At 62.6% G+C, this 16,470-nt stretch carries 13 protein-coding genes; 5 read left to right on the forward strand and 8 right to left on the reverse strand.

Annotation, left to right across the window (positions count from 1 at the left end; translation table 11 throughout):
• Positions 1-13 precede the first annotated feature (13 nt).
• The 5 genes from ACFQEV_RS01295 (at position 14) to ACFQEV_RS01315 (ending at position 4,698) form a co-directional block, all read left to right on the forward strand.
• Positions 14-949: a carbohydrate ABC transporter permease gene (locus tag ACFQEV_RS01295; RefSeq protein WP_379692094.1), complete on the forward strand. Its 936-nt coding sequence runs from the start codon at positions 14-16 to the stop codon at positions 947-949.
• The gene (locus ACFQEV_RS01300) at positions 939-1,820 is read left to right on the forward strand and encodes a carbohydrate ABC transporter permease (protein WP_379692095.1); all 882 of its coding nucleotides are present in this window, start codon (positions 939-941) and stop codon (positions 1,818-1,820) included. The genes ACFQEV_RS01295 and ACFQEV_RS01300 overlap by 11 nt, the downstream gene beginning before the upstream one ends.
• Before the next feature lie 38 nt (positions 1,821-1,858).
• A complete protein-coding gene (locus tag ACFQEV_RS01305) occupies positions 1,859-2,038 on the forward strand; it encodes a hypothetical protein (RefSeq protein WP_379692096.1) in 180 nt (59 codons plus the stop codon).
• Between the two features lie 40 nt (positions 2,039-2,078).
• The gene (locus ACFQEV_RS01310) at positions 2,079-3,134 is read left to right on the forward strand and encodes a hypothetical protein (RefSeq protein WP_379692097.1); all 1,056 of its coding nucleotides are present in this window, start codon (positions 2,079-2,081) and stop codon (positions 3,132-3,134) included.
• A 133-nt stretch (positions 3,135-3,267) separates the two neighbouring features.
• Positions 3,268-4,698: a M81 family metallopeptidase gene (locus tag ACFQEV_RS01315; protein WP_379692098.1), complete on the forward strand. Its 1,431-nt coding sequence runs from the start codon at positions 3,268-3,270 to the stop codon at positions 4,696-4,698.
• A 235-nt stretch (positions 4,699-4,933) separates the two neighbouring features.
• Here ACFQEV_RS01315 and ACFQEV_RS01320 read toward each other — a convergent pair whose 3' ends face one another.
• From ACFQEV_RS01320 to ACFQEV_RS01355, 8 genes are all read right to left on the reverse strand, one after another.
• Complete coding sequence (locus ACFQEV_RS01320) at positions 4,934-6,079, reverse strand: MFS transporter (RefSeq protein WP_379692099.1); 1,146 nt, start codon at positions 6,077-6,079, stop codon at positions 4,934-4,936.
• 1,560 nt (positions 6,080-7,639) lie between these two features.
• Positions 7,640-9,076, reverse strand: a complete 1,437-nt coding sequence (locus ACFQEV_RS01325; RefSeq protein WP_379692100.1) for an SLC13 family permease — start codon at positions 9,074-9,076, stop codon at positions 7,640-7,642.
• A gap of 6 nt (positions 9,077-9,082) precedes the next feature.
• Positions 9,083-9,382 (reverse strand): transporter associated domain-containing protein, encoded by a 300-nt coding sequence (locus ACFQEV_RS01330; protein ID WP_379692101.1) that lies wholly within the window; start codon positions 9,380-9,382, stop codon positions 9,083-9,085.
• A gap of 33 nt (positions 9,383-9,415) precedes the next feature.
• Positions 9,416-11,500, reverse strand: coding sequence for a dipeptide ABC transporter ATP-binding protein (locus ACFQEV_RS01335; RefSeq protein ID WP_379692102.1), 2,085 nt, complete (start codon positions 11,498-11,500; stop codon positions 9,416-9,418).
• Complete coding sequence (locus ACFQEV_RS01340) at positions 11,497-12,417, reverse strand: ABC transporter permease (RefSeq protein WP_379692103.1); 921 nt, start codon at positions 12,415-12,417, stop codon at positions 11,497-11,499. Before ACFQEV_RS01340 ends, ACFQEV_RS01335 begins: the two co-directional genes overlap by 4 nt.
• On the reverse strand, positions 12,414-13,409 hold the full coding sequence (locus tag ACFQEV_RS01345) for an ABC transporter permease (protein ID WP_379692104.1): 996 nt from the start codon (positions 13,407-13,409) through the stop codon (positions 12,414-12,416). The genes ACFQEV_RS01340 and ACFQEV_RS01345 overlap by 4 nt, the downstream gene beginning before the upstream one ends.
• Positions 13,410-13,691: 282 nt before the next feature.
• Positions 13,692-15,629, reverse strand: coding sequence for an ABC transporter substrate-binding protein (locus ACFQEV_RS01350; RefSeq protein ID WP_379692105.1), 1,938 nt, complete (start codon positions 15,627-15,629; stop codon positions 13,692-13,694).
• 123 nt (positions 15,630-15,752) lie between these two features.
• A complete protein-coding gene (locus ACFQEV_RS01355; RefSeq protein ID WP_379692106.1) occupies positions 15,753-16,406 on the reverse strand; it encodes a helix-turn-helix domain-containing protein in 654 nt (217 codons plus the stop codon).
• Positions 16,407-16,470 lie beyond the last annotated feature (64 nt).

Raw genomic sequence — 16,470 nt, forward strand, 5'->3', positions numbered from 1 at the left:
AACACCGAGTACCATGAGTACCAACACAGCCCGAGAGATTCCGAAACAGGTGTCCGAATGGCTGACGGAGATCGGCATCATTGACGCGCGGACGAACCCGGCGTGGTACGCCATCGTAATTCCGAAGGTGGCGCTGTTCGCCATCATCATGATCATCCCATTCCTCGGGGCGTTCTACGTGAGTCTTCATGACTGGGCACCGTTGGCACAGACGCACCCGTTCGTGGGACTCCAGAACTACGTGCAGTTACTCAACGATGCCGTGTTCTGGAAGTCGCTACAGAACACCGTCTTCTACGCCGTGATGCTATTGCTGTTCGACGTCCCCATCGCCCTCGGCCTCGCGTTGCTCCTCAACATGAAGCTCCGCGGGACGCGCTTCTATTCGGCGGCGATATTCTTGCCTGTCGTCACGTCGTGGGTGGTCGTCTCGCTCATCTGGACGTGGATTTACAGCCCGACGAACGGCATCCTCAACATTACGCTCGCGTCGTTGGGCCTTCCGACGTACGACTGGCTCGGCAACCGTGCGCTGGCGATGCCCGCGATAACGGCGATGAGTATCTGGAAGCACATCGGGTTTAACATGGTCATCTTCCTCGCCGGTCTAGGTGGCATCCCCGACCACTATTACGAGGCCGCCATCGTGGACGGCGCGAACCGGTGGCAGCGTTTCCGATATATCACTTTGCCGCTCCTCAAGCCGACGGCGTTCTTCGTCATCGTCGTCACGATGATATTCTCGTTCCGCGTCTACACGCAGGTGTACGTCATGACGAACGGCGGTCCAGTCCACTCGACGTACACCCTGATGTTCTACTTCTGGGAGCAAGGCTTCGGGCAGTACAACTACGGCTACGCCAGCGCGATGGCCGTCGTCCTGTTGGTTATCGTATTCACGCTGAGCATCATCCAGCAGCGAACGTGGGGGTCCGACGTTGAGTACTGACCTCGACCTCGCGAGCGAGGGCGACCTGACGACGGACCACGCGGCCGGTCCCGGCCAGTACGTCGTCAAGGCCGTCGCCCACGGCATCCTCATCGTCGCCAGCGCACTTGCGATCGTCCCGTTCGCGTACGCGCTGATGACGTCACTGAAACCGGAGGAAAACATCTTCCGGAACATGGCGCAGATCATTCCGGCAGAGCCGACGCTGATGAACTACGTTAACATCTGGATGCAGAATCCGCTCGATCGCTGGATATTCAACAGCCTGCTGCTCGCGGCGGGCGTGGTATTCTTCACGCTCCTGTTGGACAGCCTCGCAGGCTACGCGCTGGCGAAGGGCGACTTCAGGGGACAGCGGTTGGTCTATCTGCTCGTAGTCGGGACGCTCATCGTCCCACCGCAGGCAATCGTCGTCCCCCTCTACATCGAGATGTCGAAGTTCGACCTCGTCAACACGTACTGGGCGGTGATGCTGCTCTACATCGCCAATCCGTTCGGCGTGTTCATGATGCGGCAGTTCTTCCTCTCCGTCCCGGACTCGTATCTGGAGGCGGCACGGATGGACGGTTGTAGCACCCTGCAGATTTACACCCGCATCATGCTCCCGATGGCGAAGCCGGCGCTATCGTCGCTCGCTGTGTTCACGTTTACGTTTATCTGGGGTGCGTTCCTGTGGCCGCTCATCGTCCTCTCGGACTCGTCGATGTACCCACTACAGGTCGGTCTCGCCGGGCTCACCGGCCAGTACGGCTCGAAGTGGGGACAGTTGATGGCGGCGGCCATCATCGCCGCACTGCCGGTGGTAACTGCCTACCTGCTCGCGCAGAAGACGTTCATGGAGGGTATCGCCCTCACGGGGTCGAAAGGATGATTCCGGCGCTTCTTCCACTAAAAATCGGTACAGCGAGCATGAACGAGCCGGTACTGGCGGGCGTCCTCGTGTTTGGAATCGTCACGCTCGCCCTCGGCTACCTCTCGTTCGTCCGTCGGGAGTTCGGCGCGGGCATCGTCCTGAAGGCGGGCACGGTGCTCTTACTCCTCCTGACGCTCCTCTCGTACTTCTGGCCGAGTCGGCCGTGGCCGCACTGACACCCGGTCTTTTTACATCCCTCCCTCGTACTCAACGCTCATGAGCATTGGTTGGTGGTATGGCACGGCGACGACGGCGCTCCTCTGGGCGCTGTACCTCTTCCTCGGTCGGACCGCAGACCTGACTGCGCTCCTCTCGACGCCCGACGTCGGTCTCGGACTCCGCGGCCTCCTGTTCGCCCTCTGGTTCCTGCTTCCCATCTTCCTCGCCCTCGACTGGCGGTCGATACGCGACGACGCGGCGTGGGACCCTGGGATAGGGCCGTGGCTCCTCGTCTCCGTCGTCTGGTTGGCAAATATCGCCGCGGCCACCGCCTACTGTATCCGCCGCGAAAGCGCACTCCGCAACACGGTCCCTTCGGCCCGATGGGCGTACGGCATCGTCGTCGGTATCGTCTTCTGGGTCGCTCTCGTCGGCGTCAATCTCCTCTCTACCGTCGTTTCGACAGGCGTCATCAGTACTGTGTTCTCGGGACCGGTTATCCTGCTAGCCCTTTCCGGATTACCGACGTGTCTGTACCTCGACGCCGAACACGTCCGCGGTCACACGCATTGGAATCCGTCGGTGCGGTTCTGGCTGGCCGGTGCATCCGTCCCCCTCGTCAACGTCCTCGTCGGGGCTGCGTACCTTCTCCGGCGACGGGCCGAGTTCGCCGAGACCAGCGACCCCGACTCCGTCGCGTTGCTTGGCGTTGACGAGGAGCCGATTCCGCCGGTTCCGTCGCCGTGGTTCGATCGCGTTGCGGCCGCCCTCGGCCTGTACTTCTTTGCGTTCGTCATCCTCGGGGGCACACCCGGGCTGCTCTCGGTCGGTCTCGGAGGGCTGGCGGCGGTGCTGTGGGTACCGTTTGGTCTCGCCGTGACGCCGATGATACGTTACGATCTCAAAGCGCTGACTGCGGCGGGCGCGGCGTGGGGGTGGACCCGGTACCTCTACCTCTCGTCGTTTCTCCTGCCCCCCGTTGCGTTCCTCTACCTCCTCCGCCGGACAACGGTCGTGCACGATGTCCTGCGTCGGACTGGTCCCACGCAGGCCCGCGCCGAACCGGAGTTCCCCAACCCGGACCGTCTCGACCCGAACGGATCTAATGACTGACACGGACTGTTGCGACTGTTAACCGATGTTCACCGTACAGGGAGTGAACACCGGAAAGAGACGTCGACAGCCCGTTTGACTCCGCGATCGCTTCGGGGAACATTCATGTCGGTTCGTCGCAATGGCTTCGCACATGAAAATCGCAGTCGGAGCGATGAGCCACGAGACGAACACCTTTGCGGCGGGGAGGACCGGCGTTGACGCGTTCACGACGGCGGCCGGCGATGACCTGCTCGAATCGGACGTCGGTCGATCGCTCGACGGCATCGTCGAGACGCTCAGCGCCTCGGGGGCCGACATCGTGCCGACGTTCGGCGCGAGCGCGCTTCCTGCTCCCACGGTCGAGCGCGAGGCGTTCGAGTGGATGAAACGACAGTTCCGCGACGCTCTGGGGGACGAGTCGGTCGACGGGGTGTGTCTCGACCTCCACGGGTCGATGTATGTCGAGGATGAACCCGACCCGGAGGGAACGTTACTAGCGACGGTTCGAGAAGCGGTCGGTCCCGACGTTCCCGTCACGGCGGCGCTGGACATGCACGCGACGATAACTGAACCGATGGTCACCCACCTCGACGGCGTCGCCGGCTACCGGACTGCGCCGCACACCGACGTGGCGGAGACGGGGTCGCGGGCGGCCGAACTGTTGCTGGCGGCCGTCCGTAGTGAGGCGTCGCCTGTTCTCCGCTGGGAGTCGATTCCCGTTCTCGTCGCCGGCGAGCAGTCTGAGTCAGCAGCCGAACCGATGCGCTCGTTGGTGCAGAAACTCCGTGATGCCGATGAGAAGACAGGAATCTACGACGCCAACTTCTTCCTCGGATTCCCGTGGGCTGACTCACCGCACGCCGGATGCCACGCGGTGGTCACCGGCGACGCGTCGGATGCGGAGACCGTCACGCAGACGGCGAGCAACCTCGCGGCGGCGTTCTGGCGGCGGCGACACGACTTCGGGTTCAACACAGAAGCGTACGAGCCGTCGGTCGCGCTGGACGAGGCTGCGGGCGAGCGAGCGTCCCCAGTCGTCGTCGCCGACACCGGCGACATCCCCGGCGCGGGGGCGAACGAGAACACGACGAACCTCCTCGCGGCGATGCTAAATCGAACCGACCTTGGGACGCCGGTGTTCGCCGTCATCGTCGACCGTGCCTGTTACGCGATGTGCCGTGACGCCGGTGTCGACGCTGACGTGTCGCTCTCGCTGGGCCGGTCGTACCCGGACGGGACTCCGCTGGAGGTATCAAGTACCGTCGCCGCCGTTGATGACGTGGCGGACGCGAAGTTGGCCCGCGTGTCGCTCGACGGTGGCGTCGACGTGGTGGTCACCGACCGCCGGACGAACGTCCACCGGGACCCCGACTTCCTCCGACGCCTCGGTGTCGACCCCATGGAGCGAGACGTAATCGTGTTGAAGAGCGGCTACCTCAGTCCGGCGTGGAAGGACATCGCCGAGCGACCCCTGTTCGCGTTGACGCCGGGGGAGACCGACCAGCGTCTCGTCGAATTGTCGTACGAACGAGTGCCGCGCCCCATCTTCCCGCTGGACGATGACGCGTCGTGGCCGGCTTGACGGATGTCGGACCTGCAGTTCGCTCGCCTTGACGTCGCGGTGACGTCCGTTCTTAGCGACGAAACGAAGGGTGTATGTCGGGCGGTCAGGAGGACTCAGGAATCGGACGGGTACGTTGAACGGCGGTTCGCGCAGTTAGAGCGAATCTGGGGTCGAGCGCGGTGGGTCCACGTGTAGTCCGCGTGGCTGTAGAACGGCGATCCGAGTCGGCCAGGTCGTCGTCTCGGGTCGGACCTCACCCGTCGGTGGGGACGAGTCCGTCGGCCCCGAGCGATCCATCCACGACCCCGCTGACTGCGGCGACGGCCACGCCGACGGCGGCGGCGGCGGCGTACATCGACTCGACGCCTACGAGATCTATGAGGCGGCCGGCCGCGAGTTCGCCGACGCCGGTGCCCGCGGCGAAGCCGAGGCCAGTAAGGAACGTCTGCGCGGTGGCTCCGATGGACTCTGGGGCGAGTTCGTGTGCGAGGTTCACCGCAGCGAGCATGAACGCAGCGTAGCCGAATCCAAGGAGCAACTGCGTCGCTACGACGGCGAACGGTGCCGGCACGGTGGCATAGAATCCGAAGGTGAGGGCGTGGAACGCCGCTCCAGTGAACAGAAGTCGTCGGTAGGTCGTCTCGAACCGGGCGGCGAAGAGGAAGACCACCGCCTCCCCCGCCGTCTTCGCCGCTACGGAGAGCCCAGTAATTGCGTCGCTGCCGCCGATTGCCCGGACGTAGACGGAGAGGTACGCGCTTCCCGCCGGAAAGATGGTCCCCATGAGAAACGCGGCGACGAGGAGAACAGTGAATGTGCGGTTCGCAACGAGAGAGGCAGCGCGGAGGCCGACGCTTTCGGCCGGCGGGCGACTGTCCACGGGAATCCTGAGCAGAAGCGCCGCAAGGACCGCCATCCCGACGGCGAAGCCGTAGAAGACGATGACCGATCCCGTGTGCGTGCTGACCAGTCCGGTGCCTAGGGCGGCGATGCCGAACGCGATGCTCCCGTAGGCTCGGACGCTCCCGTACGGCAACCCCGTAGAGAGGAGCATCGAGTTGGCGACCGGTCGGATCGGTGCGCGAAAGCTGGCGAACGCGACGGTGATGAGAGCGAGGAGAGGAAACGCCGCACCAATGTACGGGTAGAGTAGTCCGAGCGTACCCGAGACACCGACGCTCACGAGGAGAATGCGTTTCTGCGCACCAAACCGGTCACTCATTAGTCCCCATCCTGGCAGAGCGACGATACCGGCCGTCTTTAGCAGAAAGCCGATAGTTCCCATCTGGGTACCTGAGAGGCCGATAGTCTCGAAGTAAGCGTTTCGAAACACGACGAACCCGCTCCACGCCGCGAAGTAGACGAAGTAAAACGCTCTAAAGTAGCGGCGCTTGTCCATCGATAACATTACTCTTGCCGATTCCCTTTAATCGCTCCGTATCCGGCAGACATCGAAAGGGGATGCAACCGGGACCACCGGCTCAGGGATTCTCGTAGGATGTCATCGCACAGAAGTACGACGGTTGCAGGTTCACGCCGTCGCCGAACGATGCGCCCGTCTCAGCGACGCTCGAACTGCCGGTCAATGTACCGATCCCGATAGCTGTACCTACTGCTGACGATTTTAGGAGCTTGCGTCGTGTTATCATCGTTCTGTCGCAATCGTATCATTATTTCCGATCTTAATAGTATTGTTTATTTGTATACTAGGTTACATTATTGGTCGTAGTTATCGTCTGCGCTCAAATGGTGGTGACATTCGGACCGGGAAGATAAACGTGCAAGATACGTACACTCGGTTTACCAACGTTTTCAGGCGGAAAGATGTCTAATCAGTAGGTCTGCGTCTTGATCGTGGGAGTTATCGCGCGTTGATGCGCCTTTTTTCGTAGCGAGACAGCGATTGATGTCGGCAAGCGACTTCATCCCCAGGACGTTGTAGGCCGCGTCAAGCCCCTCACAATCGTCCCGAACTCGGGAAGGGGTCGTGTGCATCTACCGTTCGTCGTTGTCACGACGAGCGTTACCGTCTTCACTACGATGAGCCCTTCACGGCTGAGCAAGGCGCTGTTGAACGTTGGCGTCCCCCGTCGGTTCACGTTCTCGCTAGCGTACGGCTCTCGTTTGCTGCCGGTGCTTCCAGAGGAGTACTGGGACAGTGTCCACGCGATCCGACTACGGAGCCACGGACCCGACCGTGAGAGGATACTGCGGTGGCGCCACCTCCTCTGGATCGGCGTACGAGCGTTCTATCCGCTCGTTTTCGATGTCGCAAAATTTTGCACAGGAACAACCGATGTACAGACAGATGATGACGAACCTCTACCAGCGTCTCGATACATGGCTTAGAAGCTCATCTCGAGTGAAATACGCTGTTAGTATGGGTATTGTCGCGTTTGTGATTTACCTCGGTGTTAGTGCCTTTTCTGGGGAGGAATTTTCCTTCATTCAGGCAGTTGCTCCGAGCCTCACACTCGGGGTATTCTATTATTTCACCGGCCTTCGGTAAGCGGGACACGACCTTTACTGAACGCCGGGACTGCTTTCCTGACCGCTCTGCTAAATTGACGCTCAGACCGAGAATCGCAGCGGTCTCGCTTCCTCGATTCGTCGGAATCCACGCATCGGAGGTTCACTATACTGGCTGTAGTCTCAACTTCCAAACCTGATGGAGTCTGTATAGCGGTATAGAATTTATCACGGTAGAATGACACGCTGAAGTCTCGATACTGTGGGAATGGGGAGGCTGTAGAGAGGGGACTCTAGATATGGGATTTCCACTTATGTGAAGGTGCAGACACGTAGGTAGATTCAACGGCGTGCGTTCGCTACCGCCACCGTTCTCGTCCGGTACGGTTATCAGATGCGGGGCGGCGAGCGGCTACTAACCGTAAAATGAAGTACCAAACACCGGGACCGGCCGCGACGGAACCGTACTGGTTCGAGTCGGTGAGAGCCGCTACAGGAATGGGGCGACCGTCGGCCAGTAGACGAGCCAGGAGACGGCGACGACCAGCGCCGCGTACCCCAGCGTCACGAGACCAAACGAGACGACGTCGACGTTAGAGAGCGGTCCACGATCGAGCGACACGAGGACGGACGTCGTGTTGAATGGGAAGATCGTCGTCGAACCGACGATGATGAGGGTGGACAGGCCGAGATAGAGCCGGTTGATCCCCAGCCGACTGCCGAACTGCAGGAGAACCGGGAGAGAGACCACGATGGCGGCCGAGGCCGTCGAGAAGAATATCCTGACGAAGGCGGCCAGCGCCAAGAGCACGGCGACGCTCTGCCAGACGGAGAACGTCGCAAGCGGGAGCAGTCCCGTCGTCGTCTCGACGAGGAACGCGAGCGCACCGGTCGACCGCATCGCGTCGAGGATGGAGAACATCGCGCCGACGACGAACAGGATTCCCCAACTCACGCTCGCGACGTCCTCGCTCGTGAGGACGCCGATTCGTGGCAGCGACAGTACCGCGACGGCGAGTACTGCGGGGACGATGGTCGGAACGTCAACGAACGAGCCGACGATCCAGAGGACGACTGCGCCGAGGAGGACGAGTCCGACGAATCGCTGTTCGGTCGTGAGTGTCGGCGCCACGTCGACATCTGCGGTCTCGCCGGGACCGCCGCCCGCGGACACCGCCGCTCTCGTCGGCGACCCGTCGGCGTAGAGGTACTCCGCGGTCAGCGTCGTCAACCCGTAGAGGAGGAGGACGGGCGGAACCATGAGCACCCCCCACTCGACCCAGGTGACCGACCGGCCCGCGCGACGGATGAGGTTCGACGTGACGATGGCCATCCCGCCGCCGGTCATGAGCGCCATCGAGGCGATGGGGTTCACGTGCCCGATGATGAGAAACGAGGAGCGTTCGAACACGCTCCCCCGACCGAGGCCGTACGCGTCGGCCATCTCTCGGATGACCGGGATGAACGTGATCGCCCGCGCGACCGCCGACGGCATGACGAACGCGAGTGCGAGGACGTTCAGCGCGACGAGGCGGACCGGGTTGGCCTCGCCCGGTTCGCGCGAGACGAGTCGCGACGCGAACCACGAGTCGAGGTCAACCTTCCTGATGGCCTCCCCGAGAAGGAAGACGAGTAGCAGGAAGAAGACGATCGTCGACGAGAACCCGGTCGTCGCCGCTCGATACGTCTCGACCGCACCGAGTGCGAAGAGGAGCGTGACGCCCAGCGTCGAGGAGACGACGTACGGGAGCACCGCTGTCAACCACAGGACGAGGACGAACCCGAACACACCGAACACGGTCTGCATCGCCGGCGTCATGCCGGCCGGCGGCGCGGTGACGACCGTCCAGAGAATCGAGGCGAGAGCGCCGCCGATACCGACGCCCTGGCGGATCGTGCGACGCAACGCGGGGGATACGGGTACCATCGGCGCTCACGCTCCGATTTCGGGGCGGTCGCCGTCCAGTTCGGTCGGTTCGGTCTGTTCGATACGCACGCGCTTGATTCGCGTCTGTTCGACCGACTCGATGTGGATCTCGACGTTCTCGAAGCGGAACGTCTCGCCCTCCTCGACGAGTCGGCCTGCTCGGTTGAACACGAACCCGGAGATGGGGGAGAGGAACGCCGAGAGCCCCATCAGTACGACGAGAGCCGTGGCCCCGGCGAGCGTCACGACTCCCCGTGAGGGGCGAACGGCGTCGAACAACGGCGCGTCGGCGACGGCGAGGAACATGTGGAAGGGTGTGTAGCGGAGCGAGGGTGCGAGTCAGTCGCCGAGCGATTCGCCGGTCTGCTGGGCGTCGATCTCGACCTCGTCGAGGCCGACCCCTTCCTCCTCAGGGAAGTAGCAGGCCGCCGAGTGGTTCTCTCTGGTCGCGGCGTCGAGGCCGGGTTCCGAGCGGCGACACTCGTCCGTGGCCTTCGGACACCGCGGCGCGAACGCACACCCCGACGGGAGGTTCACCGGGTCCGGAGGCTCGCCCTCCAGGAGCACTCGCTCGCGGTCGGCCGACGGGTCCTTCTCCGGCGCCGCCGAGAGGAGCGAGCGCGTGTAGGGGTGAAGTGGCTGCGACGCGAGACTCTCGACGGTCCCCTCCTCGACGATGCGACCGAGGTACATGATGGCCAGTCGGTCCGACACCTGCGTCAGGCTCGCGAGGTCGTGGGAGATGTAGACGACTCCGATGTCCTCCGTATCGGCGAGGTCGCGGAGCAGGTTGAGGAGGTTGACCTTGAGCGAGACGTCGAGCATCGACGCCGGTTCGTCGCAGATGAGGAAGTCCGGGTCGAGGACGAGCGCCCGCGCGATGGCGACGCGCTGGCGCTGACCGCCGGACAACTCGTGGGGATACTGATCGAGGAACTTCCGGGCCGGCGTGAGCCCGACCCTCTCGAGGGTCTCGATTATGGCCGCCTCCCGTTCGTCGGTCCGATAGTCGTGGATCGTCAGCGGCTCCCCAATGAGTTGCCGGACCTTCTGTCTCGGGTTGAGGGAGTCGAAGGGGTCTTGGAAGATGATCTGGGCCTTCCGGCGGAACTCCTTCATGTTCCCGTCCTGATAGTACTTGTGGGACTTCCCGTCGAAGGTGATCTCACCGCCCGTCGGCTCTTCGAGGAGTGCCATCGTCTCGCCGAGCGTGGACTTCCCGCAGCCGCTCTCACCGGCGATGCCGACGACCTCGGATCGGTGTACCGTGAGCGAAACCCCGTCGACGGCTCTGACGAAGCTCGGGTCCTCGCCCCGAACTTTACTGAGGATCGTCTGGCTCTGGGGGTACCACTTCTCGAGGTCCTCCGTCTCGAGGATGGTCTCGCCGACGTCGGACTCCGACGATTCCTCTTCGATGATTCCCCACGCTTCCGGGTCCTGCGCTTCCTCTCGCATCTGCGCCGCTTTCCGGATGTTGTGACACGCCGAGTTGTGGTTCCGGTTCGGGAGGTCGACCGGGTCGGGATGGGACTCCGCGCACTCCTCGGTCGCGAACGGACACCGGTCTTCGAACACGCACGAGGTGGGCTCGCTGTCGAGGTTCGGCGGCGAACCCGGGATCGAGACCGGATCGGTGCCTATCTCGTCGAGTTCCGGGAACGAGTTCTTCAGCCCCATCGTGTAGGGGTTCGTCGGGTTGATGAGGACGTTGTCGACGCTCCCCTGTTCCATCACTTTCCCGCCGTAGAGGATCGAGAGTTCGTCGCACGTCTCGGCGATCACGCCGATTTCGTGGGTGATGAGGAGGAGCGAGCTGTCGATCCGGTCCTGAATCTCCAGGATCTTGTCGATGATCTTGTCCTGGACGATGACGTCGAGTCCGGTCGTCGGCTCGTCGGCGATGATGAGGTCGGGTTCCAGAGCGAGCGCCATCGCGATGGTGACGCGCTGGCGCATCCCGCCGCTGAACTCGTGCGGGTAGTCGTCGATCCGGTCTGGGTCGAGTCCGACGAGGTCGAAGAGTTCCCGCACTCGATCCCGCGCGGTGGACTTCGAGACGTCCCGGTGTTTCTGGATCGCCTGTCGGATCTGGGCGCCGGTCGACATCACCGGGTCGAGCGAGTCCATCGCGCTCTGCGGGATGTACGCGATGTCCTCCCACAGGATGTCGCGGCGTTCCTGCTCCGAGAGGTTCGTCAGGTCCTCGCCCTTGAACTCGATCTGGCCCCCCTCGACGTTCCCGTTGTCGGGGAGGAGGCCCAGTATCGCTTCGGCCGCGGTCGACTTTCCGGACCCGGATTCGCCGGCGAGTCCGTAGTTGACGCCTTCGTCGATGCTGAACGAGATACCGTTGACCGCGTGAACGCTGCTGTCTTGCGTGTCGTACGTGACCTTGAGGTCTGTGACGTCGAGGAGACTCATGATTCTGTCTGAATTTCTGGGTTGATGACTTCCTCGTAGGCACGGCCGACGAGGAACACCGAAGTCGTGATGGCGGCGATGCCGATAGCCGGCGGTAGGACCCACCACCAGGCGATGCGGATGTTCCCGGACGTGAACACCATCCGGAGCATCCGACCCCAACTCGTCGTCGTCGGATCGCCGAAGCCGAGGAACGCGAGGCTCGCCTGCGCGGCGATGGACCACGCGACACCGTAGGCCGTGTACAGGAAGCCGATCGGCAGGACGTTCGGTGCCACGTGGTAGAACATCGTCCGGAGGTTACTCGCTCCGCTCGCGCGCGCGGACTTGACGAACGTCCGTTCGCGGACGGAGAGGACCTCAGAGCGGACGACGCGTGCCGGCATCTTCCAGAGGAACGCGGCGATCACGCCCGTGATGAGCCAGATGTTCGGCGTCATGAAGGTCAAAAGCAGCAGCGCCATCGGCGTGAACGGGAGCGAGAACGTCAGGTCGGTGATGCGCATCAACACCTCGTCGACCCACCCGCCGTAGTAACCGCTCACGAGTCCGACGAGGAAACCGATCGCACCCGTTCCGATGCCGCCGAACAGTCCGACGATGAACGTCGGCCGCGCACCCGCGAGGAACTGACTCAGGACGTCTTTCCCGTAGGCCGTGGTGCCGAACGGCGCCGCGGCGTTCGGCGACGAGAGCCGCATGATACTCCCGTCGGCGTTCTTGACGTCGTACCCGATGGGGTCGTGCGGCGCGAGTACCGGTCCGAAGAGGCCCAGGACGACGAAGGTCCCGATGACGAGGACTCCCGCCAACGCGAGCCTATCCTGGCGGATGAACGCGAGTTGCTCCTTCAGCGCGCGCTTCCAGGCGTTGACCCGTTCGAAGACGACCGCACCGTTCTTCGACTCCGCGCTCATGCGGTCCCACCTCCGCTGGTCGAGACGGTCGGATCGAAGTACGCGTAGAGGACGTCGGCGACGAGGTTAGCGATGATGACCGCGAGCGCCATGATGAACACGGCCGCTTGGACGACGGGGTAGTCCTGTTGCTGAATCGCCATGACGAGGGCGCGGCCGATACCCGGCCACGCGAAGACGACTTCCAACAGGATGAGGCCCTGGAAGATCATCCCGAGCCGAAGCGCGAAGTACGTGAGGACCGGCAGCATCGAGTTTCTGCCGGCGCGAGCGAGTTGTTCGAGTTCGGTCAGCCCCTTCGCCTTGTGGAGTTTGAGGAACTCGGAGCCTTTCTTCTCGATGACGCCGTTCCGCGCGAGTAGCAGGAAGTCGCCGCTGTAGTAGAGGACGGCGACGCTGAACGGCAGGATGTAGTGGTGGAGGAAGTCCATCGAGAGGTACGTCTCCGTGAACCCGCTGGGCGCCGCGGTGATGTCGCGCATTCCGAACGCGGGCACGACGTTCAGGGTGTACGAGAAGACGATCACGAAGATGATCGCCGTGATGAACACCGGCGTCGACCGGAGGTACGTCGTCGTGATGATGCTGAACTTCTCGAGCGTGCTCCCGCGGTTCCACCCGACGAACATGCCGAGCAGCGTGCTCAGAACCGCCGTCGTAACGAGCGCCGGCACGAGCAGGATGAGCGTGTTGAACAGTTTCGGTCGGATCACCTGCCAGACCGGTTCGCTCTGGAGGATGGAGTACCCGAACTGGAACGTGAGGATGTTCTTGAGGTACGTCAGGTACTGCTGCCAGAGGGGCTGGTTCAGCCCGTACATGGCCATAATCTCGTTGACCTGCTGTTCGGTGAGGTTGCCGGCCGTGATGAGCGCCTCGAAGGGGCTCCCCGGCAGGAGTCGCAGGACGACGAAGATGACCGAAACCGCCACCAAAGTCAGCACCGCGGCGATGGCGAACCGCTTTGCGAGGAAGCGCTGGAACTCGCTCATCGCGCCACCTCCTGGTCTCTGGTGGTCACTTCGGGCTGTGCGTCTCGAAGTCGTTCGTGCGCGCGGCGGCCGCACGCAGTGTACTGGCGTGCGGTCGCTCTCGTGGTATCTGGTATCGGATGCATATCTCGACTTGTCGTTGGTCGCTTACCCCGCGGACGGTCACAGGACCGGGGAGACCCCGGCGCGTAATGACGCGGCTGTGTCGACGCGAGGCGCTTCCGCGACGGCGTTGTGTGTGGGACCATGAGTTGGGTCGGCTTGGGTGGTCGCGTGGGCGAGTTACGAGAAGTCCGATTGCCCGAGCTCCTCGCGGCGCTTGTGCGTGTTTCCGGTCTGTATTCGCTCGACGAAGGCGGCCCAGGCGTCACCGTTCGGGAAGCGGATGTTCCCCCCGGAGTCCCAGGTGTAGCCCGCCTTTTTGAGGATCGTCTTCGCCTCGTCGACGCTGTGAGAGTATTCCGGGGTGTCCTCGGTGTGCCACGGGTTGATCGGGGAGATCGGGTTCTCGCCGTTGGGAACCGTCGCTTTGCCCCGCAGCACGCTCTCGGTGAACCCCTTCTTGTCGACCGCCTTCGCGAGGGCGACGCGGAACTCCTTGTCCCGGACGAGCGGACAGGAGAACATCAGCTTCACGTCGAGAGGCGCGAAGTTGTCGGCGACCATCTTCTCGATGCCGTCGGTCTTCGCCGCCCGGTCTGCCTGTCCGTTCGATAGCGTCGTCCCGATAGCGTCGATCTTGCCCTGCTGGAGGGCCCCCAACATGGAATCGACGTTGCCGACGTTCACCCAGACGACGCCGTCGATACCGGAACCGCTCGCGAGGCGGTCACCGAGGTACTTCCCGCGCGTCTGCTCGTCGAACAGCCAGTGGTCTTTGTTCGCCGACACGGTGAGCTTCGAACCCTGCTCCCAACTCTCGTACTGGAAGGGCCCCGTCCCGATCGGATTCTCCGGGTTGTGCTGGGAGGGGTTGTCGACGTCCTTCCACTTGTGCTTCGGGATGATGACGCTGCGGACGACGCGTTGCGTCATGAACGCGGCGTCGGGGTATTTCAGGTTGAAGCGGACCTTGTGGTCGCCGAGGACCTCCGCGCTCTCGATCGGTTCGTAGAACGGGACCTGGCTGGTCGAGGAGTGCTCCTTGTAGAAGTCGACGGTGAACTTGACGTCCTCCGCGGTGAACGACTCGCCGTCGTGCCACGTGACGCCCTCGCGAAGGTCGAATTCGATGGTCGTGTCGTCCGTGAACTTAGCGTTCGTCGCGAGTGCCGGCACGACTTCGAGGTCCGGATTCGCGTCGAAGAGGCCGTCGTAGACGTACTTGAGGCGTTTCTCCTCGGCACCCCCCGCCGCCCACGGGAGGTTGAGGGAGTTCATCGACGTCGTCACACCCTTGACGTACGTCGTCTCGTCGGTCTTCGGCTGGAGGTTGACTTCCGTCCACCGGAACGAGTCTCCGGTCGGCCCGTTACCGGGCGTCTTCACGTATCCCTTCCACTTCTTCCGGTTCGCCGCCGTGATCACGTCCGGGAACAGGCTGATGATACCGCCGACGTCCTCGGCAAATATCCGCTGAGCCTTCGAAACCAGCTCTTGGCGCTTCTTCTTGTCTCCGGTAACGGTTCGCTGTTTCTCCAGAACCTCGTTCAGTTCGGGATTGAAGTAGTTGTCGTAGTTCGAGGGATTGTCCTTGTGCCGACGCATCAGTAGCGGGTTCGGATCGAGTCCTCGCTGCGGGTCGGGGCCGTGCGTGCTCATCGAGATGACGGCCTGCAGGCCCGGCGTGTTCCAACTCTGCGCGTAGAGTTGGTTGAGCGGCCGGTCGTTGAGCGAGACGGAGAGGCCGAGGTCGTTCGCCGCCCGCTTCACCATGAGCGCGTGTTCGCGCATCCACGGGTCGTCTTCGCTCGAGAACTCGACCGGGATCGGATCGAGAACTGCGCCCGCTTTCGCGGTGTAGTCGAGCGGGGGCTTCTCCGCGTCGATGTTCGACCAATCGTGCCAGTACTTGGTCTCGACCGACTCGGGCGCTCCCTCGGGGACCTTCGCTTCGAGGCTCTGCCCGCTACTCGTTCCGCCACCGTTGGATCTGTTACTACACCCTGCCAGCGCGGTCAGCGCCGCCGTACCGGCTGCGGTCGCCGCGAGGTATTCGCGCCGACTGAATCGGTCGTCTGTACCCGAGCGCTCCGATTTGTCATGGTCTTTCGATTCCATGTACCCCTCCATTGTGAGTTATTTACACTCAAGATATTCCCGAAGGACGATGATGAAGATCGTTCTTTATAAGGAGTGTCTGTCACCTGACGTTTGCACGGACTCGGAGCGGGGAACCGTACTTCAGAAATCGTTCGGGCCGTAGATCAGTGCAAGCAGAGCCCGTTCGGCGGTACGGAGTCGCTCGCTCAGCGTGGACTGCGCGATGTCCAGTTCCTCGGAGAGTTCCTTGGCCGAAACCTCCCGGGGAACGTCGAAGTAGCCGAGTGTGTAAGCCGTCTCCAGGATTTCCAGCTGTTCGGTGGAGAGCTTCGTGGTTAACACCTCCATTAACCGTCCGCTATCGAGGGGTTCGCCCGGCTGTTCGATCTGGTTCACGCTCTGTAGTTCGAACTTCCCGAGCGTCTCCTTGATCTCGTCGGCGAGTTCTCGAAAGTCCTCCCACTCGCGGGTCGTAACGACTACCTCGAACAGGTCGTCTTGGTAGACGATCCGGTTCGGGATGGATTCTTTCCGAAGTACGATCCCTAAAATGAACGGGTAAGATTCGTTCGCGAGGAGCGTGAGGCGCTTCACCGTCACGTCGGTCGGACCCGTCGGAATCGTGCGCGTATAGAAGAGGGACGTCCCGGAGATTCCGCTCAAGAGTTCCGCCGGGTCGAAATCCTCCGTCGCAGAGATCGTGAGCGACTCGATCCACTTTCCGTCCTCGACGTAGAAGGCGTTGTCGAGTTCGATGCTCCGAACCTCGTCGAGCGTGTTCGCGATTTTGGACATCACCCCCGTCGGAGTCGTTCGAAACTCAACTCGTAGAATGGTATCTCACCTCTGTTTCGTTCAG

The sequence above is a fragment of the Halopelagius fulvigenes genome, from assembly GCF_042662625.1.
Taxonomy (GTDB): Archaea; Halobacteriota; Halobacteria; order Halobacteriales; family Haloferacaceae; genus Halopelagius; species Halopelagius fulvigenes.